This is a genomic window from Nonomuraea diastatica (assembly GCF_004349015.1).
In the GTDB taxonomy this organism is placed as follows: Bacteria; Actinomycetota; Actinomycetes; order Streptosporangiales; family Streptosporangiaceae; genus Nonomuraea; species Nonomuraea diastatica.
In genome coordinates, this window is the sequence record NZ_SMKP01000124.1 from 1 (window position 1) to 19,176 (window position 19,176).

Annotated in this window: 23 protein-coding genes and 2 pseudogenes; 9 read left to right on the top strand and 16 right to left on the bottom strand. The window is 68.3% G+C overall.

From position 1 onward, the window contains the following. Positions 1–197: 197 nt before the first annotated feature. Both E1294_RS34210 and E1294_RS34215 read right to left on the bottom strand, forming a co-directional pair. On the bottom strand, positions 198–1,463 hold the full coding sequence (locus E1294_RS34210; protein WP_132515117.1) for a helix-turn-helix domain-containing protein: 1,266 nt from the start codon (positions 1,461–1,463) through the stop codon (positions 198–200). Between the two features lie 274 nt (positions 1,464–1,737). Then, on the bottom strand, positions 1,738–2,610 hold the full coding sequence (locus E1294_RS34215) for a recombinase zinc ribbon domain-containing protein (protein WP_132515118.1): 873 nt from the start codon (positions 2,608–2,610) through the stop codon (positions 1,738–1,740). A gap of 22 nt (positions 2,611–2,632) precedes the next feature. Between E1294_RS34215 and E1294_RS58345 the strand changes: the two genes are divergently transcribed. Beyond that, complete coding sequence (locus tag E1294_RS58345) at positions 2,633–3,526, top strand: LysR family transcriptional regulator (RefSeq protein ID WP_132515143.1); 894 nt, start codon at positions 2,633–2,635, stop codon at positions 3,524–3,526. A gap of 176 nt (positions 3,527–3,702) precedes the next feature. On the opposite strand, the pseudogene E1294_RS58350 reads toward E1294_RS58345, so the two are convergent. Beyond that, positions 3,703–4,599 (bottom strand): annotated as a pseudogene (locus E1294_RS58350) (ArsR/SmtB family transcription factor); the annotation flags it as partial. 238 nt (positions 4,600–4,837) lie between these two features. Between E1294_RS58350 and E1294_RS34230 the strand changes: the two are divergent. Beyond that, positions 4,838–5,227 (top strand): hypothetical protein, encoded by a 390-nt coding sequence (locus tag E1294_RS34230; RefSeq protein ID WP_132515119.1) that lies wholly within the window; start codon positions 4,838–4,840, stop codon positions 5,225–5,227. A 144-nt stretch (positions 5,228–5,371) separates the two neighbouring features. Then, positions 5,372–5,881 carry a DUF6585 family protein gene (locus tag E1294_RS34235; RefSeq protein WP_342775117.1) on the top strand — a complete coding sequence of 170 codons (510 nt, stop codon included), beginning with the start codon at positions 5,372–5,374 and terminating at the stop codon, positions 5,879–5,881. Positions 5,882–6,088: 207 nt separating this feature from the next. Here the strand turns inward: E1294_RS34235 and E1294_RS34240 are convergent, their stop codons facing one another. Further along, on the bottom strand, positions 6,089–6,970 hold the full coding sequence (locus E1294_RS34240) for an enoyl-CoA hydratase (RefSeq protein WP_132515121.1): 882 nt from the start codon (positions 6,968–6,970) through the stop codon (positions 6,089–6,091). 16 nt (positions 6,971–6,986) lie between these two features. Beyond that, positions 6,987–7,643: an NADPH-dependent F420 reductase gene (locus tag E1294_RS57480; RefSeq protein ID WP_132515122.1), complete on the bottom strand. Its 657-nt coding sequence runs from the start codon at positions 7,641–7,643 to the stop codon at positions 6,987–6,989. A 278-nt stretch (positions 7,644–7,921) separates the two neighbouring features. Between E1294_RS57480 and E1294_RS34250 the strand changes: the two genes are divergently transcribed. Further along, positions 7,922–8,341 carry an HIT family protein gene (locus tag E1294_RS34250; RefSeq protein WP_132515123.1) on the top strand — a complete coding sequence of 140 codons (420 nt, stop codon included), beginning with the start codon at positions 7,922–7,924 and terminating at the stop codon, positions 8,339–8,341. Here E1294_RS34250 and E1294_RS34255 read toward each other — a convergent pair. Beyond that, positions 8,314–9,186: a helix-turn-helix domain-containing protein gene (locus tag E1294_RS34255; RefSeq protein ID WP_132515124.1), complete on the bottom strand. Its 873-nt coding sequence runs from the start codon at positions 9,184–9,186 to the stop codon at positions 8,314–8,316. The two genes, E1294_RS34250 and E1294_RS34255, sit on opposite strands and share 28 nt — an antisense overlap. Before the next feature lie 77 nt (positions 9,187–9,263). Between E1294_RS34255 and E1294_RS34260 the strand changes: the two genes are divergently transcribed. Further along, a complete protein-coding gene (locus E1294_RS34260; RefSeq protein WP_132515125.1) occupies positions 9,264–9,521 on the top strand; it encodes an STAS domain-containing protein in 258 nt (85 codons plus the stop codon). A 312-nt stretch (positions 9,522–9,833) separates the two neighbouring features. Here the strand turns inward: E1294_RS34260 and E1294_RS53180 are convergent, their stop codons facing one another. The 4 genes from E1294_RS53180 to E1294_RS54175 all read right to left on the bottom strand — a co-directional run bounded on the left by E1294_RS53180 (position 9,834) and on the right by E1294_RS54175 (position 12,848). Continuing rightward, positions 9,834–9,992, bottom strand: coding sequence for a hypothetical protein (locus E1294_RS53180; RefSeq protein ID WP_165977620.1), 159 nt, complete (start codon positions 9,990–9,992; stop codon positions 9,834–9,836). Positions 9,993–10,235: 243 nt separating this feature from the next. Then, a complete protein-coding gene (locus E1294_RS34265; RefSeq protein WP_246083490.1) occupies positions 10,236–11,489 on the bottom strand; it encodes an MFS transporter in 1,254 nt (417 codons plus the stop codon). 139 nt (positions 11,490–11,628) lie between these two features. Then, complete coding sequence (locus tag E1294_RS57485; RefSeq protein WP_132515145.1) at positions 11,629–11,889, bottom strand: hypothetical protein; 261 nt, start codon at positions 11,887–11,889, stop codon at positions 11,629–11,631. Positions 11,890–12,086: 197 nt separating this feature from the next. Next, entirely contained in the window at positions 12,087–12,848 is a 762-nt protein-coding gene (locus E1294_RS54175) for a cytochrome P450 (protein WP_132515126.1), read from the bottom strand. 188 nt (positions 12,849–13,036) lie between these two features. On the opposite strand from E1294_RS54175, the gene E1294_RS34280 reads away from it, so the two are divergent. The 3 genes from E1294_RS34280 to E1294_RS34290 all read left to right on the top strand — a co-directional run bounded on the left by E1294_RS34280 (position 13,037) and on the right by E1294_RS34290 (position 14,690). Then, positions 13,037–13,294, top strand: coding sequence for a hypothetical protein (locus E1294_RS34280; protein WP_132515127.1), 258 nt, complete (start codon positions 13,037–13,039; stop codon positions 13,292–13,294). Positions 13,295–13,385: 91 nt separating this feature from the next. Next, on the top strand, positions 13,386–13,679 hold the full coding sequence (locus E1294_RS34285; protein WP_132515128.1) for a hypothetical protein: 294 nt from the start codon (positions 13,386–13,388) through the stop codon (positions 13,677–13,679). A 222-nt stretch (positions 13,680–13,901) separates the two neighbouring features. Continuing rightward, the gene (locus E1294_RS34290) at positions 13,902–14,690 is read left to right on the top strand and encodes a UvrB/UvrC motif-containing protein (RefSeq protein ID WP_132515129.1); all 789 of its coding nucleotides are present in this window, start codon (positions 13,902–13,904) and stop codon (positions 14,688–14,690) included. Between the two features lie 155 nt (positions 14,691–14,845). Here the strand turns inward: E1294_RS34290 and E1294_RS34295 are convergent, their stop codons facing one another. From E1294_RS34295 to E1294_RS34315, 6 genes and pseudogenes are all read right to left on the bottom strand, one after another. Then, positions 14,846–15,742, bottom strand: coding sequence for an alpha/beta hydrolase (locus E1294_RS34295; RefSeq protein WP_132515130.1), 897 nt, complete (start codon positions 15,740–15,742; stop codon positions 14,846–14,848). Positions 15,743–15,801: 59 nt separating this feature from the next. Next, complete coding sequence (locus tag E1294_RS34300; protein ID WP_342775119.1) at positions 15,802–16,659, bottom strand: cytochrome P450; 858 nt, start codon at positions 16,657–16,659, stop codon at positions 15,802–15,804. A 23-nt stretch (positions 16,660–16,682) separates the two neighbouring features. After that, the gene (locus E1294_RS57835) at positions 16,683–17,003 is read right to left on the bottom strand and encodes a hypothetical protein (RefSeq protein ID WP_342775120.1); all 321 of its coding nucleotides are present in this window, start codon (positions 17,001–17,003) and stop codon (positions 16,683–16,685) included. A 28-nt stretch (positions 17,004–17,031) separates the two neighbouring features. After that, the gene (locus tag E1294_RS34305) at positions 17,032–17,295 is read right to left on the bottom strand and encodes a hypothetical protein (RefSeq protein ID WP_132515131.1); all 264 of its coding nucleotides are present in this window, start codon (positions 17,293–17,295) and stop codon (positions 17,032–17,034) included. A 414-nt stretch (positions 17,296–17,709) separates the two neighbouring features. Beyond that, a complete protein-coding gene (locus E1294_RS34310; protein WP_132515132.1) occupies positions 17,710–17,916 on the bottom strand; it encodes a hypothetical protein in 207 nt (68 codons plus the stop codon). Next, positions 17,913–18,803: pseudogene (locus tag E1294_RS34315) on the bottom strand (ABC transporter ATP-binding protein). The gene E1294_RS34310 and the pseudogene E1294_RS34315 overlap by 4 nt, the downstream one beginning before the upstream one ends. A 104-nt stretch (positions 18,804–18,907) precedes the next feature. On the opposite strand from E1294_RS34315, the gene E1294_RS34320 reads away from it, so the two are divergent. Beyond that, positions 18,908–19,162 carry a GbsR/MarR family transcriptional regulator gene (locus E1294_RS34320; protein WP_220448087.1) on the top strand — a complete coding sequence of 85 codons (255 nt, stop codon included), beginning with the start codon at positions 18,908–18,910 and terminating at the stop codon, positions 19,160–19,162. The last annotated feature ends 14 nt before the right edge of the window (positions 19,163–19,176 follow it).

Here is a 19,176-nt window from a genome sequence, read left to right on the forward strand (position 1 = left end):
GGCTCATAGGGGGTGGCGGGGGTGTTCACTTGCCGCGTCCTTTCGATGTTTGCCCTGGTGGAAGGCTATTTGATCTTGATATCTAGTTGGATCTCGATCTTACCAGCACCACCACACGTATGTATACCTAAAAGAGACAGGATGCGGAGTGGACGCGAAACCGCACCTCAGAAGCCCTGCGATCGCCTCAGACGGATTCAGAACCTGTCCGCCACCGCTGACACCGGAGCATGCCTGATCACGCGTCTCCGTGAACAACGACATGTCCAACGTGCGCTTCTACGGCGCAGATCCGTCCGACGCAGCGCAGCGGCGAAGCTCGGACTCGTCGCCACCAGCAGCGCCCGCGCCCGCGCCGCCGGCCCGTCCTCACCGTCCGCGTCCACACGCTCGGCCCAGCGCTGCCCTCGCTCCTCCACGCGGCGGCGCCTCTGCTCCTCCGCCTCCCGGGCGGCTGCGGCCAACCGCTGCGACCTGGACGACAGGACTTGGCCATCTCCCCCTACCCAGGCGCCGAGGCGGTTGCGCACCCAGCCGGGGATGTGCCGCAACTCGTCCGCACTGGACCAGGTGTAGGTCCACCCGCTGCCATCCGAGCGGACGTCCAGAGCGTGCAGCACATCGGCGACCGTCCAGCCAGCGAGGAGGAACGCCTTCAGCAGCCACCGCAGGTACCAGGCCGTCATCCTGCGCAGCACCCCCGACTCCTGCCGCAGACGCTCACAGGCTGCGAGTCGATCACGTTTGGTCCTTGGCGACTCATGCATTGCCCAGGTCGGCGAGATGCGTGGGCCAGGACGGGCACCGTGAGGGGCCTCGCGCGTGCGCGTGGGATCTCTCTTGTCTCTCTCAGGGAGAGAGACAGAGGGGGGTTCAGATACGGATTTCGCCTGGTCAGAAGCGTCTTCAGGGACTGGAACAGGCGTGATGTCGCGAGGAACGCAGATCACCCAGAGGGCCGCGCGGTTGCCCAGGCCGTCATCGTCGAGGCCCGCGCTGGTGCCCTTGCGGAAGCGGACGGTGGACCCCTGCTCGACGACGCCGAGCCAACCGTGCTCACGCAGCCAGCGAACCCAGCGCTTCACGGTTGCCTTGGACAGACCGGTCCGCTCGACGACGCCCGCGATCGTCGGACGTGAGCACATGGTCTTCCAGTCGGCCGTCCAGGTGATCACCTGGGCGACGCGCAGGAGGTTGCCGTAGCCGTCGTAACGGAGGTCGAGCACGTCGGGGTCCTCACGCAGGGCGCGGAGGAACTCCTGCTGCCCTGGAGCACGGCGCATGCCGCGCGGCACCGCCGCGGCGATGAGCGCCTTCGACGGTGCCTGCGCGAGGGCAGGGGTGTCCGAGACGCGAACGGCGCGCCGCTGCGCGCCGTTCGGACTGTTGGTGGTGGTAGTTGATCGGTGTGCGCTTTCCGGGTACCGTGCCTCGTCAACCAAATCCGCCGTGAAGGCGGTCATGCGGCGGCCAGTCGGCCATCACGGTGTCCTGACTGCGATACCGCTGGCGTTTCCTGTGGCGTTGCGAGGCATTCGCGAGTCGGCTCTACTGCATGGCAGGCAATGTTGCAGATAGACGCATGATCGTGAAGGGGCCTCCGGAGCCGGGTGCGCAGTTCGAATCCTGCAGGGGGCACCACACGACCGAGCACCGTCAGGTGCCCGGTCGGCTTTTGTAGGGCCTCGTCCGAGAGGGCGCCAGCGATGTCGACGGTTTCGCCCGTGAGGGTCACTGTCAGGTGGCCGTGTGCGTGGTCTTGTCGTAGCGGACCTGCAGGCGGAAGACGTCGAACAGCTTACGCAGGAGCTCTTCGGGCAACCTGTCCAAGATCGGCACTCCCGCTGGGAGCGCATCGAGGAGATCGGGCGCATGGCGCACCGGTTGCGCCATATCCAGGTCGCGAAGTTGGGCTAGCTTGTCGGCCTTCTGTCGAACCAGGTTGGTCATGCGCTCCTGGATGTCGCGGGCGAGATCGCCTGTGGGGTCATCGGTGACCTCAAGGGTGTTGATCAGGCGGGCTCTGCGCACGTCAAGATCTTCGATGGCGCGTTGCAAGGCGCGCCTTCCCTGTGCGTGGCTATCGGCCTCGCGCTTGCTGGCCTGGATGAGAGCGCTGCTGAGCCGGGCTCTTCGCGCCGGACTGAAGATGTTGTTCGCGAAGAATTGTGTGATGCCGTCCATCAAGTGGTCTTCGCGAACGTAGATGGTCGGCGGGTGTCCATCGGGCCGGTAGCCGTGGGCGGGCAGGCAGGTGTAGTAGGCGGTCTGCCGTCGTGTCTTGCCGAACATCCGTCGATGACACATCGCGCAGAAGATGAATGATCGCAGCGGGTATGAGCGTTTGGTCTGCACGTGGGTGTTACGTCCGGCTTCACTGCGGGAACGTTCGCGGGTCTTGGCGATCTGCTGCGCGGCGATGAAGGCGTCGCGGGTGACGAGCGGTTCAGTGGTTATATGAGTTTGATGGTGCCTCCTCGCGTGGAAACTTGTCCAACGAATCATCGCGAACTCAGGTATCACGTATGGCGATACGATCACGTCGCCCAGCCCGCCGGTGTCCAGCCCGCCGGTGTATCGCGTACAGCGAATCTCCGGAAGCGACTCCATCGCATTCTGCAATGATGGCCGAGTGCAACCGCATCAGCTCGAGTACTTTGTTGCCGTCGCCGAGACGGGCAGCTTCACGGCTGGCGCCCAGCGGGTCAGGGTGGTGCAGTCGGCGGTTTCGACCGCCGTCCGCCAGCTCGAACGGGAGCTGGGCAGCGCCCTGTTCGTCCGTGGCCGCCGGATCAGCCTCACCCCCGAGGGCGAGGCGCTCCTGCCGCGAGCCCGGGACGTCCTCCACGCGATGGAGGCCGCCGTCGCCGCGGTCGCCGCCACGCGCGGGCAGGTCATCGGGACCGTGAATCTCGGCCTGATGCACCACCTCGCGGCCTACGACCTGGTGGGCCGCCTGGCGTCGTTCCGGCGCAAGCACCCCGCAGCCGTCGTGCACGCACGATCGTCCACGGCCGGGTCACGTGGCCACCTCGACGCGTTGCGCCGCGGCGACCTGGACCTCGCACTGGTCGCCACCGCGGCGGAGACGGTGCCCGGGGTGCACCTGCAGTGCCTGGACCGCGAGCCGCTCCGCCTGGTGTGCTCCGCGACCCACCCTCTCGCCGGCTCCGCGACGGTGCGGCTGGAGCAGATCGTCGACGAGGCGTTCATCGACTTTCCGGCGGGCTGGGGCAACCGCTCGCTGGTCGACTCGACCTTCGCCGCCGCCGGCCTGCGCCGCACCGTCCACACGGAGATCATCGACTTCACCATGGCGCAGTCGCTGGTCCGCGAACAGCTCGGTGTGACGTTCATCCCGGCGTCGGCGGTCTGGACGGATCCCCTGCTCGTCGCCATCGACGTCGATCCCGCGATCATCTGGACGGCGCGCCTCGCCCATTCCACGAGCCGTCCGCTGTCCGCGGCCGCGGCCGCACTGGCCGTGGAGCTCAAGGCGGGCACGCTGTCGTCGGAGGACTCGTAGCGCATCGACACTGCGGCGCCGCTCTCCATCACCTCGGGCCGATGTCCCTCGGCTGAGTGAGACCTGCGGAACCCGGGGGCGAGCGGTAGGCCGGCGCCGGTCAGCAGGGCCGCGCCGAGCGGCGTGACGGTGTGGATCACGTTTCCGCCGGACCTGCGGCTGACGATCAGCCCCGCCTCGCGCAGCACCTGAGTGTGCTGGCTCACGCCGGAGGGTGAGATCCCGTGGTGGCGGGCCAGTTCCCCCGTGGTAGCCCCGTCGACGGCGGACCTCAGTAGGGCGGCCCTGGTGGGGCCGAGCAGCCGGGCGCCGGCGCTGTCGGACGGCCGCCTCGGCGTGGCAGGCGGGTGGTCCCGCTCGATCGGGTAGACCAGCACCTGCGGCAACTCGGGGCTGGCCAGTGCCACGGGCGCGCCCCAGCAGAAGTACGACGGGATCAGCACCAGCCCGCGCCCGCCGAGCCGCACCTCCCGGTGGACCGGGTGGTCCATGCTCAGCACGGGCGGCCGCCATCGCATGACCGGGCTGAAGCTCGCCAGCAGGTGGCCGACCCCGCCGTCCAGGTAGGCACGCCCACGCTTGGCACGGTCGGCGTTCACCATCGCCTGGACCTCGGACCAGTGGGGCGCGATGGCGGCGTCGAAGTAGCCGCACAGCCCGTCGCGCAGGTCGTGGAAGGCGTCCATGCGGCCGTCGGCCAGGCCCCACGCCCACGACGGCGTGCCCGTCCTGCTCACCAGCTTGTCCAGCTCCCTGCGCAGCAGCGGGCGCGGCGTGCTCAGCACGGCGTCCGCCCCCGCGCCCAGCCCGTGCCCGCCGTGGGGCGGGGTGAGGAAGTCGGGAAAGTACGAGGCGTGGGCGGGGAAGAGCGGGCCCAGGACGCGCCGTACGGTGTCCAGGCCGTCCAGCCTGGCCAGGTCGTGGCGGGTCCGGCGGCGCCACAGGGCGAACGCCTGCCTGCCTCTGCGCCCCGTCAGCCGGAACATGCTGAGCGCGATCTCCCACAGCGGATCGGCCGTCGCGGCGACCCGCGTACGGGCGAGGTCTTCGCTGGTGAAAAGGATCCGTAACATCGCTCGCGGACTCCTTTCCGCTGTTCATCCCGTTCACGCTGGGCTTTTAAGCCAGGACTGCAATGCCTGGACCGAGGTGGGGCCCTGGAGGACGATTATCGGCCAACCGGGGCGGAGCGCGTAAATGGTGATTTCAGCTTCTTGGGGCAGCTCGGGGCCGCTGCGGACGGGCGGTGCTCGATGCCGAGCCGGTGACGGCCTCAACCCTGGTCACTCGTACCACTTGGAAGGGTACGAAATGACGATCGAGAAGCGAGCCGCCCTGTCCGGAATGCTGCTCGCGCTGGGCGGCATCCTGCTGCTCTATTGCGGCTTCGGGGCATTGGGCAGCATCCAGCACGCGTGGCACTGGAGCTCCGGCGAGCCGGTGGACTTCCAGGTGACCTCCGAGTCGTGCGGCTACATGAGGAAGTCCGGGACGCTCTCCGGCTGCGAGGCGGCCTGGACCACCGCTGACGGCACGCGACGCACGGGCGCGCTGGTGGGCAACGTCACCGATCTCGGCCATCGTGACCAGGCCGAATGGCGAGCCTCGGGAGAGGTCCTCTACGCCAAGCCGACGGCGTTCACCGACGTGATCGGCCGCACCGCACCGTTCGCCGGCGGGCTGGCCTGGCCGGGATGGTGATGTGGCTCATCATCAGACCCGGCAGGGCGAAGTGGGAGCACGCCCGCCTCGCACCGCTGCCCGCTGCCTGGACCGAGCTCGCCCGGGCGCACGATCTCGGCGAGGAGCGGGCGAGGTATTGGGGGCCCGGCAGCGTCTCCCAGGGTGTGGTGGTGTTCGAACGAGGCTTGGTCCTGGGCTGGGGGCGGGGAGACCACGGCGCACCGGTGGGACGAGGTCGCCGCGGTGTACGAGCGTTCCGCCCGGCAGGGCAGGAAGGTGATGCGCGAGTACGTGCTCCTGTGGAGTGGCGGGGAGGAGTGGCTGACCCTGACGGAGGAGCACATCGAGGACCTGGCCGGGCTGGGGAAGGTGTTCGTCGAGCGCGTGAGCGAGAGCCTGCGGCCGAAGGTCGCGGCGGCGCTGGCGCGGGGCGAGAGCTACCTGTTCCCCCGATGGGGTGATGGGCCCTTCGTCGAGCTCACGGCGGAGGGCGTCGGTGGCGACGACGGTGTGATCTCCTGGCATGAGCTCGCCGCGGTCGACGTCCAGGCCGGCCACATCGTGATCCGGGGCAAGTACGGGCAGGCGCTGGTGCGCTCGTGGGGCGATACGGGCAACGCGGGGATGCTCGTGGCCATGCTCCGATCCTCGATCGCGAACTCGGTCTCCTGAGCACCGCGTGAGGCCGTCAGGAAGCCGGCTCGCTTCCCCACCGGGCTCGATCCTCCGGCAGCCCTCTTCTGCCGCGTTCACGAATGATCTCCAGTACGGTGCGGCGTCGTTCAGGCGCGTCGTGGGTGCGCGAGGGCCGACTCGTCGTGGGTGACGGACGGCCCTCGCGCGCAGGCGTCCGCGCGGTCAGGCGTCACGGGCGCCTGCTTACACGTCGGTGTCGGGCAGTCCCCACAGCTCGCGCGTCAGCCCGAACCCGGCGGGGTCGATGTAGGCGCCGTCGTGCCGGATGCGGCTGTGCGCGTGCCCGAGCGTGTGGAGATGGAACGCCGCCTGCACCGCGTTCCACTGGCCCTGGATGTCCAGGGTCTGGTTCACGGCCTTCTTCGCCATCTTCAGCCCGACCGCCGGACGGGTCGTGATCCGCCGCGCGAGCTCCAGTGCGGCCGTCTCCAGCTCCGAGCGCGGGACGACCCGGCTGACCATGCCGAGGTCCTTCGCCTCGGAGGCGGTGAGGACGTCGCCGGTGAACAGGAGCTCCTTGGCCTTCCTGGCGCCGAACTCCCACGGGTGCAGGAACAGCTCGACGTGGCCGATGCCGAACGCCGTGACGGGGTCGGCGAAGCGCGTGTCCTCGCTGGCCACGATCAGGTCGGCGGGCCACATGATCATCATGCCGCCGGCCAGGACCCGTCCCTGCACGGCGGCGATCACGGGCTTGGGGAAGTTACGCCAGCGCCAGTGCAGCTCGACGAACACCTCGTTCTCCCAGGCCATGTCCCCCTCGACGCCGCCGAGGCCGAGGCCACCCTCCAACGTCACCTGGTCCATGCCGTCAATGGTGAACAGGGCCTCCACGTCGTGCCCGATGGAGAAGTCGTCCCCCTCCGCCGCCAGCACGAGTACGGAGATCGAGTCGTCGGCTGCGGCGCGCCGGTAGGCGGCGTCGAGCTGGTAGAGCAGCTGGACGTCCTGCAGGTTGCCCTCGTCGGGGCGCGTGAGCGTCGCGCGGGCCACGCGCGCGATGGGCACGTCGTACGTCACGCGCTCGCCGAGCTTCACCGGCGTGGGCAGTTCGTTCGCGGTCATGTCGGATCCTCTTCTCTCATGGGTGATGGTTCTCGGTGGTAGTGCTGCTCAGACGAGTCGGCGTGCTTCGTCTTCGGTGAGGGTTCTGCCGAGGGTGAGCTCGTGGAGGTCGCCGAAGACCTCCAGGCGGATGGACTGGTCGATGCCGCCGACGTGGACCGGGGCGTACCCGGCCGCACGGATCAGGCGGGCGACCGTGGCCGCGGGCCCCCTCGTCGCCGGCGTAGAACTGCGCCACGCCGGGGGTCCGGCCGGAGCTGTCAGCGAGGGTCGTGGCCGCCATGGTGCCGAACGCCTTGACGACGGCGGTGCCCGCGGGTGCCTCGGTGGCGAGGATCGTTCCGGCGGACTCGTCCTCGCCGATGGTCTTGACGAACCCGCCGTCGGCGTCGAAGGCGACGGGGTTCGACGGATCGACGACGATCTTGCCGCCCAGCGCGTCGCGGTGCGTGGCGAGCAGCTCTCGGGCAACGTCGAACCAGACGGCGAGGATCACGACGTCGGCGGCGCCGATCGCCTCCTCGACGGTGGCGGAGCGGGTGCCGGTGCGCCGGGCGGCGGCCTGTGCGCCGTCGGGCGTGCGAGCTGCGAGGACGACGTCCTCGCCGCCGCGCACCAGGAGCGTGGCCAGAGCCGAACCGATGCTCCCGGTGCCGACGATCGCGGTGGTCATGGTAGTCCCTCCTTACCTTCCTCAAGGGGCGTGTTCACATCGTACTAAGTTGTCTGCGCAGGCAGATATTCCCGCGCCTGACGACAAACGATGCCGGCCTCAATCCGCTGAAGGCGAGCACGGCCGAGTACGGCGCCCTGTCCCTGCTGCTCCCCGCCCTCGTCAGACCCCGGAGTTCGGTGCTGTGATCAGGCGGTGAGGATCTACACGCCTCGCGTGCCCTGCGCTTGATCCGGCGTCACTACGGTGTGGCTCGATTGTGTGGAGAAAGGACAGCCATGGCCGAAACCTGTACATTCTGCGGCATCGTTGCTGGGGAGATTCCCGCGGAGATCGTCTACTCCGACGAGCACGTGGTCGCCTTCCTCGATATTTCACAGGCGACTCGCGGTCACACCCTGGTCGTCCCCCGCGAACACTGTCGCGACCTGACCGACATCGGCCCGGACCGTGCGGGCCTGCTGATGCGGGGTGCTGTGCACACCGCCGCCGTGTTGCGGCGCGCGCTGGAACCGGGCGGGATGAACATCTGGCACGCCACCGGCCCTACGGCCTGGCAGACCGTGTTCCACTTTCACCTGCATCTGCTGCCCCGCTACAGCTCCGAGGACCTCAGGCAGGCATGGACGCATCGGGAGTTGCCGCTGTCGTCGCTGTCACCACTGGCCGATCACATCAGAACCGCCGCGGTGTCCTGAGATCGGCGCCACTCCCGCGCCGTCCACCTGGATTGTTCCAGGTGGACGGCGCAGGGGGTGACTGTTGGAACCATCGACGACCTCGATCCGAGCGCGCAGCTCGCGTCGCGGAGATCATCGAATGCGGACAGGTTGGAGCACGTGCCGAGCACTTTCAGCACCGTGATACCCACGGCGGCGAACACCTCATCGAAGACGGCAGTGAACTTGGCGTCCCGATCGCGGATAAGAAGGCGAAACGACCCTGCTCGCTCGCCAAGGTCGATCAGGAGATTGCGGGCCTGCTGAGCGGTCCGTGCGCCGGTCGGGTGGCTGGTCACGCCCAAGACGTGCACGTGTCGCGTGCGGACCTCCATCACGAACAACACGTACAGGCGCTTCAGAAAGATCGTGTCAACATTGAAGAAGTCGCAGGCCAGGAGACCTTCGGCCTGTGACTGCAAGAAGATCCGCCAGGACGTGTCGAGATGTCGGGACGCCGGACCCAAGCGGCTCGAGCGCAGGATACGCCGCACGGTCGCCTCGCTGACCTGGAAGCCGAGTCGCACCGCCTCGCCGTGCACCCGTCGATGACTCCTACCGGGGTTCTCGCTCGCCAATCGAATAACCAGGTCACAAATCTCCTGGCTCGTTCCTGGACGCCCGGACCGACGCGGGTAGGTCCAGGCCCGGCGCAACAGACGACGATGCCATGCCATCAACGTTGCCGGGGTGACCAGCCGATGGGCGCGCAGCACCGCCGGCAACCACCGGGCCAGCGCCGCGAGAACAGCCCGGTCGGCCCAGTCCGGCTTCGGCCGTCCAACCTGACGCCGCAGCACCGCCACCTCGCGGCGCAACACCATAATTTCCGCATCCTTCGACGCCTGACTGCGGCCGAGCAACATCAGCCAGCCGAAAACTCGGAGAGGGGAATGGTCTCGTGCCGACCCTGAACGGCGAACTGGACCTCTACACGGCCCCCCGCCTGCTGGATGCGGTCGACGGTGCGCTCGCGGCAGGATCGCCGGTCAACCTGCTCGTGGACGCGGGCGCTTTGACGTTCTGCGACTCGCATGGGCTGGAGGCACAGGGCAAGGTCGCCAGGGCGGGCGGAAACATGGAGCTGGGTCATGTGAGCGGTAGGCTCCGCCGTGTGCTGGACCTGTCGGGCCTGAGCCGCGCCTTCACCATCGTGTAATCCCAGCCGAACACGTCGGCGGGCGGCTCGGTGCTGCTGGACGATGAGCTCATCAACGACAACGCCGACCACGTGTACCTGTCGCCGGACTCGCGAGCGAGGACGTGCCGCTCGTCCGGGGACGCGATGGCAGGCCCAGGTGAAGGAGTTCTTCGTGGATTCCTGCGTCAGCGGCAAGCCCAAACCCGTCCCTGCCGGTCTGCCCCACCCCGCAGACTCGCCGACGGCATCGACGACACCCACGTCTTTGTCACGGGCTGCGACTGCCACGTCGACTCCGAAGCCGTAGAAGCTGCACTTCCGCGCCCCCGATCACAACGGCAGGCTGGCACCGGCAGCGAAAGCGTCTTCGAAGGGGTCGTTGGCCAGGGAGTGGGCGACTGCGCCATCGGCGTGCCAGCCGTCCGGCAGTTCGGCGTGAAACGGCAGCAGCAGCCTGCTCCCGTCGCGGACCACTGTCCAGCTCGCCATCCTGCTACGACAAACTCTCGACGCGTGCGTCTTCGTGCAGCACACTCACCTCTGTGGCCTTTGGGCGATGGGTGATGACTCTGGCGAGACGACACGATCGGGTGAAGGCCGCTTTGCTGTCCCTGGAACTCGGGAAGTCCACCGAATCGTGATCTTGGATGGTTAGATCTCAAGCTAAGAGTTGGATGACACTGCCCTGGCAGGCGAGGTCTTTTCTCGTTTGGCTCGGGCCGGCCGCCTGGGTCAGCACTTGGGCGCACTGTCCGGGGAGAGTCCGACGCCGCCGATGTCCGAAGCCTGGTCCGGTGCTCGCCGCGCGCTGATCGTCATCACAGCGAGTCCGGCCAGGACGATGGCGGCGCCGACGTAGAGCGGAGCGGCGTGGCCGAGGCCGAGGCCGATGGCCAGGCCGCCGAGCCAGGCCCCCAGCGCGTTGCCGACGTTGGAGGCCGACACGTTGGCGCTGGCAGCGAGCGGGACCCCGTTCGCGTAATCGGTGACCCGGGTGATCATGCCGGGGACGCTGGCGAACCCGAACGAGCCTAGCAGGAAGACCAGGATCACCGATGCGACGGGGCTGCCGGCCAGCAGCCCGAACGCGGTGAGCGTGACGGCGAGGCCGGCCAGGGAGACGATCAGCGTGCGGTCCCGATCACCGTCCGCGGCCCGCCCGCCGGCCATGTTCCCGATCACCAGGCCGCTGCCGTACACGACGAGCAGCCAGGCGACGTCAGCGCTGGAGAAGCCGGTGACCTGGGTGAAGGTGTAGGCGATGTAGCTGAACGCGCCGAACATCCCGCCGTAACCGAGCGCGGTGGCCGCCAGCGTCAGCCAGACCTGCAAGGAGCGGAACGCGCGTAGCTGGACACGCAGCCCACTCAGGCCCGAAGCCGCCGAGGGATGCGCGCGGTCCACCGCGCCGGCCCAGCCCGGCACCAGCGCCGCGATGGCGATCATGGCGATCAGGCCGATCGCGGTGATTGCCCAGAACGTGGCGCGCCATCCCCAGCGTTCGCCCACCAGAGCACCTAACGGCACGCCCAGGACGTTCGCGAGTGTCAACCCGGCGAACATCACCGCCACCGCCCTCGACGCCCGCTCTGCCGGAACCATCCGCCGTGCGACGAGCGAGCCGATGCCGAAGAACGAACCGTGGCACAGGGCGGCGACGACGCGTCCGAGCAGCATCATCGGATAGTCCGGTGCGACGGCGGACAGGAGGTTGCCGACGACGAACAGCGCCACTAACCCGATGAGGACCGACTTGCGGGACAGTCCGCTGGTGGCGGCGGTCACCACGATGGCGCCGACCGCGACGCTCAGCGCGTATCCGGAGATCAACCACCCAGCCGCGGCTTCGGACACGGCCAGGCTCCGGCTCACCTGGGGAAGCAGGCCCGCGATCACGAACTCGGTCAGGCCGATCCCGAAACTGCCGAGGGTCAGCGCGATGAGTCCGACGGGCATTCGCCGGCTGCCGTCTGCCTGAATTCTCACCCGGACATCATCCACCGGGACACTAGCCGACCCGATCGCGGACCACCCGTCGCGCTCGGCGGCGGTCGCCGACCATGCGACGTTCTTTCACGTCGATCGGGAGGACGGCCCCGCCCCTGGACGGGGCCGTCAACCGATGTCAGGGCGCCTGAGCGTTGCCCGCCGGCCGGGTGATGAACGTGCCCCGGCCCTGGGTAGGGCTGCGCAGCCGGGTCGCGTAGCCGAACACCTCGGTCAGCGGCACCGTCGCCGTGATCACCACCGTGCCGGACCGCGCCGCGGACCCGGCGCAGCGCATGGACTGTGTCGACATCAGCGTCTGCAACACCACTGCGGCCGCCAGCACCTGCGGCGGCATGCTCGGCCGGCCATTGGCCGAGGGATACATGTCCGCGAACATTCTCGCCGGAAACAGCGCCTGGCGATGCTCTGCCAAGAACGCGAACACACTGCCGGTCGGGATCAACTTTCGGCAGGTCTGCCACACATCCGGCCCGACAAGCTCTCCAGCCCACCCACCTTGCACACCGACCACTGTGACCCGATTCCATGAAGAACAAGGCCAGAACACAAGATCTTCAGTGATCTTCTAGAGATCTATGTTCCGTCCGGGCGAGCCGCCGCGCGGGCGGGACCCGGGACGCTGTGGCCGTTGCCGGGCAGAACAGCACGGCGTCGTGTACGGCCCGTTGGCCGGTGAGCGGCTCGGGCGTCGAGGAGCACGATGACACCGTCGGATTCGCGCTGGTCGAAGACCTCTGGCGCGGCCATGACGCACTGGCCCACATCCATGCACCGGGCCTGGTCAATGATCACTTTCATGGCATACCAGGTCACCGGAAGTGAGAGGACGCCGTTGACGGGAGCCAGCACGCGGTAGCGCAGGTCCTCGTACGGCACCGCGAGCCGCAGCTCGGGGAAACGGCGCAGGAGTGCGGGAAGGGCGACCCGGAGCTCCATGCGCGCCAGCTGCTGGCCGAGGCATTGATGGATACCGTGCCCGAAGGTGACATGAGCGCTGGGGCGGCGGGTGACGTCGAAGCGGTCAGGCTCGCTCAGCAGGGCCGGGTCGTGGCGCAGCAGGAGCAGAGTGCCGAGGCCGAGCATGTTGGCCGTGGTCTCGTGCCCGGCGATCAAGAGGAGGTTCCCGATCCCGATCAGGTCGTCGTCACTGAGGTCGTCGCCGTGCTGACGCACCAGCGTGCCGAGGATGTCCTCACCGGGATCGCTGCGCTGGGCGGCCACCAGGCCGCCCATGTAGGCGTTCATCTCGATGGCGTTGGTGAGTTGCTGCTGCATGGTCGGGTTGAAGTCGAGCATGACGCTGAAGGAGCTGAAGGCCTGCGGGGAACCGATCACGTTCCGGGCTGTCGACGCGGCGGCCCGGGTGCCGATCTCGCTGGTCTACTCCCCGGGCGTCCGCGAGCACATCGAGACGGCGCGCCGGGCAGGCCAAAGCAGCCCGGCGCGCCGCCGCGACCGGGACCAGCGCCTCGGCCGCGTCCCTGGCCTGCGACCTGGAGCTGACCCGCGCGCAGATCAAACAGTTGCGCGCGGAGCAAGACAAGCTCAAGGCCGCCGTCCAGCGCGGTCTGGGAACGGCGCTGGCGAGTGCCGGCAGCCGGGAACTGACGGAGCGGATCGACGAGCTTCTGGCCCAGGTCGAACGCCTGGCCATCGAGCGGGACGCCGCGCTGGCGGAGAACGCGCGGCTGAAGGCCACGCTGACCGAAACCGAAGACAACCTGACCGCCGCACGGACGTCGCTGAAAGACCTGATGAAGGAGATCAACCGCGATCGCTGACCCCGCGCCGTTCCCGGACCCCGCCGCCTGGGCGTCGGCAGACCCCGCCCGGCGCGACGCTGCCCGGCGCCGGGTCTGGACCACCCGCTACGTGCGCTCCGGGCACGGCGATAAGTTCAGCGCCCGCAACGCCATGTCCGCCGCACGCGCGGCGATGACCTCGGTCAAGGACATGCACCGCGCCACCACCTACGAGGCCGCCAACCCGCACTCGATCGCCCGCACGGAGTTCGCCACCATGGCCCAGGCCGCCGACGAGTGCCTCACCAAGGTCGCCGGCCTCCACACGGTCGGCCCGCAGGCGGTCCGGCCCGAGAACACCAGCCTGCTCACCCAGATGATCGCCGACCTGGAAGCCCGGCTCACCGAGCCGGCGACGGGCTGACCAGGACAGCCCTCCCACAACGATCCATCACCGCTGCGAGGATCACGTCCACACCCCGGTTGACGCTTTCGACGGCCCGATGTTTGACTCGGCCCGGTGTCGACTCGATCCGCGGCCGCTCGCGCGGCAGCACGGCTACCTCACGAACCTGGCGTCTATCGGTTCCGCGACAGAGGTGGCCAGATCCTTTACCTGGGGCGCGCCACCGACCTTCGGAGCCGGGTGCAGTCTTACTGGGGTGACCTGCGCGATCGCCTGCACCTGACGGAGATGGTCGCCCAAATCGCCCGGGTCGAGGCAGTGGCGTGCGACTCGGTGCACGAGGCCGCATGGCTCGAGCGCAACTTACTGGAAGCCGACATGCCGCCCTGGAATCGCACGCCCGGCGGTGCGGAGACGACGATCTACATCCTGGTCGACACGCGACCACGAACCGCCGGGGTGCGCACAAGCCATGTCGCACGGTTCGATGGGGTTGTCGGTCTCGGCCCCTATCTCGGCGGAACGAGAGCACGGCAGGCGATCTCGGGGCTGCAACGCGCGTTCCCGCTGTCATACACGCGTGACCGGCTCACCGGCGCCGAACGCGACATCGCGGCGAGGCGTGGCATCGGCCCGCAGCTCAGAGAACCACTGGCCGCGGCCGTCATCTCCGCGCTCGACGGAACGAACACCGGGGCGGCGTGTGAAGTTCTGACGGCGGGTCGCGATCGTGCGGCGGCGGCGCTCAACTTCGAACTGGCCGCCCGGATTCACGACGAGCTGGCAGCGCTCGAATGGGTGACGAGCATGCAGCGCGTCACCATCGAAGGCGGCGGCGACCAAGACATATGCGGATGGGCAGACGGCCTCGCCGTCACGTTCAGCATCCGCGGCGGGCGCCTGAATCGATGGGACCAGCACGAGTGCAGTCGCTCGGCCGTCGCCCAGGCAAGCGCCGCGACCCCGCCTGAATGGGCCGCGTTCGCCCAGCGAAATGCCGAGCTGGCCGCAGCGCTCATCCGAGTCTGACTGGGCGGACTGCCTCCCGCGCATCAGACAGCTGGTGACCTCTCGACGATGCACCAGCGCGGCAGCTGCGCCAGCCTAACTTGCCTTACGTGCCTGAATGACCTCCAAGCGGCTGACCAGCGAGAACGCTTGAGAACCCCAGATAAGCCGAGCGCTCAGCCTGGAGGGCGCAGCAGCGAGCCCAAGTGATCGAGGACCGGGCGCGCCTCGCGTATTGGCAGCAGCATCCAGCCGTGGAACATGCCAGGGTACTCGTGGTAGTCGAGTTCGACGCCGGCCCGGCGCGCCCGGTCGCGAAAGAGGCGGCAGTCGGGATACAGAACCTCCCTCGTGCCGGTGAACAGCGTGATCGGTGAGAGGCCGGTCAGGTCTGCATTGATCGGGCTGACCAGCGGGTCGTCGAGGTCCAGCGCGCCCGCGTACATCTTGCACGCTTCGGCGATGCCGAAGACCGACACGATGGGGTCGTACCTCTCCAGGGCGAGCCCTCCCGGGTTGCTCATGGTGCAGTCCAGGTGTGGGCAGAGCAGGACGAGTCTGTCCGGTCCGGGCAGGTGGTCCGCGCGCAGCAGCTGGGCCAGCCCCATGGCCATCCCGCCGCCCGCCGAGTCGCCCATCACCACCCTTCGCCGTCCGGTCACCCTCAGGCCCGTGTAGGCCTGCAAAAGGAGAGAGAGTACTTCGGTCGCGTCAGCGGCCGGGACCAGGGGGTAGATCGGCACGGTGACGGTGCATCCGAACCGCTCGGCCAGTTTGGCGACGAGCGACCAGTGAGTGCCGGTGATCTCCCGGCTGTATCCCCCGCCGTGCAGATAGAAGACATCCGCGCTGCCGGTGTCCCGCCTCGGGGAGATCCGGTAGCACAGGCACCCGCGTTCGTCGATCCGCTCGACGCCCAGACTGCGGAAGAGCCGGTCAGGCGGTGCGGGTTCCTTCCAGATGGCCTGCCGTTTGGCCAGAGACCAGAGGAACAGGTCAGGGTGGGCGTCCAGGCGCCTGACTCCGAACGCGCGCAGTGCCGCGACTGTCGCCAGGCTGGACAGGCTTCTCATCTGCCGGTCCTTTCCCTCAGGAGGTGGCACTGGGTGCCCGTCTCATCGTTCATCGGTCCCTACCAGGCGACCGGGAGCCGGTCGACGCCGTAGATCAGCGCCTTCTCCCGCAGTGGGACTTCCCTGGCCGGTACGGCGAGGCGCAAGCCGGGGAAGTTGCGCAGCAGCGCGGAGAAGCCGATGCGCATCTCGATCCGGGAGAGTTGCTGGCCCAGACATTGGTGGATGCCGTGGCTGAAGGCCAGGTGTCCGGCGGCGGAGCGGGTGACGTCGAGGTCCTCGGGGCGCTCGAAGCAACTGGGGTCCCGGTTCGCCGCGGGCAGGGAGATGGTGACGACTTCGCCCTTCGTGATGTGGTGGCCGTCGACCTCGAGATCCTCCAGGGCAGCGCGGGTGGGGCCGATGTGGACGATGGTGAGGTACCGCAGGAGCTCTTCGACCGCGCCGTTGATCAGCGCCGGGTTCTCGCGGAGCTCCTCGAGCTGGTCGGGGTGTTCCAGCAGCGCGAAGGTGCCGAGCGCCAGCATGTTGGCGGTGGTCTCGTGCCCGGCGACGAGCAGGGTCATGCCGATGGTGGTGAGTTCCTCGTCGTTCAGTTCTCCGCCGGCGATCAGGTCGCTGAGGAGATCGCTGCCAGGCTTGAACCGCTTTTGCTGCACCAGCTCGCGCATGTACCCGGCAATACTCGTAGCGGCGTTGGTGATGTCATGCGCGGGCGCGTCGAGGGTGAACAGCACCTTGGTGTCCTGCTGGAAGCCCTCACGGTCGGCATGCGGAACGCCGAGCAGATCGCAGATCACCAGGGAGGGAATGGGCAGGGCGAAGCTCTCCACCAGGTCTGCCGGCGGGCCCTGACGACGCATCTCCTGGATCTGACGCTCAGTGATCTCCTCGATGCCAGGTTCGAGCTGCTTCATGCGGCGCACGGTGAACTGGCCGGTCAGCAGCCGCCGATAGTGGGTGTGGTCCGGGGGTCCAGGCGGCTGATCAGACCGGGGGGAGCTGGCTGGGGCTTTTGCTGGGCCAGGGTGCCCGGAGTGGGGGAACGACGCAATTCCAGACGCGAACTGAACCGTCTGTCGGCGAGGATGGCGCGGGCCGCGCGATACCCAGTGACCAGCCAGCCTTCGTGGCCGTCGGGGTAGATCATGCGGCTGATCGGGCGCTTCTCGCGTAGCCGGGCGAGTTCTTGCGGCGGGCCGAAGGGGCAGCCGCCGCGAGCGGTCGGCAGGCCGTGCGGTGTGGGGAGAGACTCGGTCATCTCGGATTGTCACCTTCTGGATGAGATGTCAGGTAAGGTCGCGACGCCTGAACGCGGCCAGGCCGGCGCCGGCGAGCGCGGCCGCCAGGGCGGTCAAGATGAGCAGGGGGACGGCGGTGAACTCGGCACCGGTGAGGATCTTCGGGACGTGATGCATGGGCACGACAGTGTTGGCGATCCAGTAGTCGATCCCGATGGCTGGGCCGACCGACTCGCCGAAGAGCTGCTGGAGCAGGAACACCACCCATACGGCGGCTACAGCCAGGCGAGGGATGATGCCGAAAGCGAGCATCCCGTGCCAGGCGGTAGGCCACCAGGCCGAGCGCGGCGGCCAGGGCCAGGTGCAGGATAACCAGCCACCAGCGGTCACCGGCGAACGCCTCCATCAGATGGCTCCACCCGAGCGGAGTTAGCCAGCGCAGCCACAGCATCGAGCCGCCGTCGGCCAGGAAGCGGATCAAGTAGGCGGCGCCGAGCGCGGCGAAGGCGATGGCATTGGCGGTGCGGGACCGCTCTTTGAGCTGAGCGGCCACCGCGGCCACCGCTCCGAAGACGAACCCGGGCCCGGCCATGGCCAGCATGAGGGTGAACGCTCCCGCGGCGTCCAATCCACCGGCCATCATGCCGAGTGCGGTGAGCAGACCGGTGGCCAGACTGACCGCGAACGTCACCAGCAGGGCAGCGGTGAGCTGAGCGAAGCGGCCGATCACTCCCGCGCCCACCAGTTCGGCACGCCCGGACTCCTCCTCGGCTCGGGTGTCAGCCGGGCCTCCTCGGTGGTGAAGATTCCGCCGTAGTAGGGGAGCATGCCCGCGACCAGGAGCGCCAAGAACAAAGTCCAGCCTGTCGCCGTGATCCGGTCGCGCCGCAGGTAGAGCCGGACGAGGTGGCCGGTGCCGGTGCAGGCATTCATCGAGCGACCGCCGCCGCGTGCTTGCCGCCCTGCGCGGTCTCGTAGTGGCGCATGAACAGCTCTTCCAGGGTGGGCGGCTGGGCGATCATGCTGCGGACGCTCGCGCGGCCGAAGAGCTCCAGCACGGCCGCGAGGGCGGCGGAATCGACCTGACAGCGGATCCGGTCCTCTGCACGACGACGTCGTGCAGAGCGGGCAGGCGGCCGAGGACGGGCACCGGCTTGGAGAGCTCGGCGGTGATGGAAGTACGCGTAAGGTGGCGCAGGTCGGCCAAGGTCCCGGTCTCCACGATGCGGCCGCCGCGGATGATGCTCACCTGACCGCACAGCGCTTCGACCTCGGACAGGACATGGCTGGACAGCAGCACGGTCCGCCCGCGAGAGCGTTTCTCGCTGATGCATTCCTGGAAGACCGCCTCCATCAGCGGGTCCAGGCCGGTGGGCTCGTCGAGGATGAGCAGCGCGGCGACCAGGGCGACCTTTGCCGGTTGCCCTTGGAGTAGGCGCGGCCCTTCTTGCGCAAGTCGTCGAATCGCTCCAGCAGCTCGGCACGTCGCTTGGAATCATGGCCGCCGCGCAGCCGGCCGAGCAGGTCGATCACCTCCCCTCCGGACAGGTTGGGCCACAGCGACACGTCGCCGGGAACGTAAGCCAGGCGCCGGTGCAACTGGGCCGCATCCTTCCAGGGGTCGCCGTCCAGGAGGTTGACCTGCCCTGAGTCGGCGCACAACAGGCCGAGCAGGATGCGGATCGTCGTGGACTTGCCGACTCCGTTGGGCCGAGGAAGCCATGGACCTCACCGGTGTGCACGGACATGTTCAGGTCGTCCAGTGCGCGAGTCCGGCCGAAGGTCTTGACCGGACTGCTGATCGTGATGGCGGTTATCATGCTTCACAACATACTCATGTTTTACGTAGTTGTGAAGATATCGAATCTTATAAAGTGCACGGCAGGACGCGCAGGGACGGTACGCCAGCGAGGAGTGTGGATCCGTGGTCGACAGAGACGAGCAGGCCGTAGGCCAGTTCATCGAGAGCACCGCGAGGATGCTCGCGGACTGGGGATTCCCCCGCATCTCCGCGCGCGTGCTGCTGACAATGATGAGCGCCGATGAGGACTCACTTACCGCAGGCGAGCTGGGCGACCGGCTCGGGGTCAGCCCGTCGGCGATCTCAGGAGCGGTGCGCTACCTCATGCAGGTCGGCCTGCTGGAGCGGCGTCCGGTCCCCCGGCTCACGCCTCAGTAGCGGTGCGGAATTCG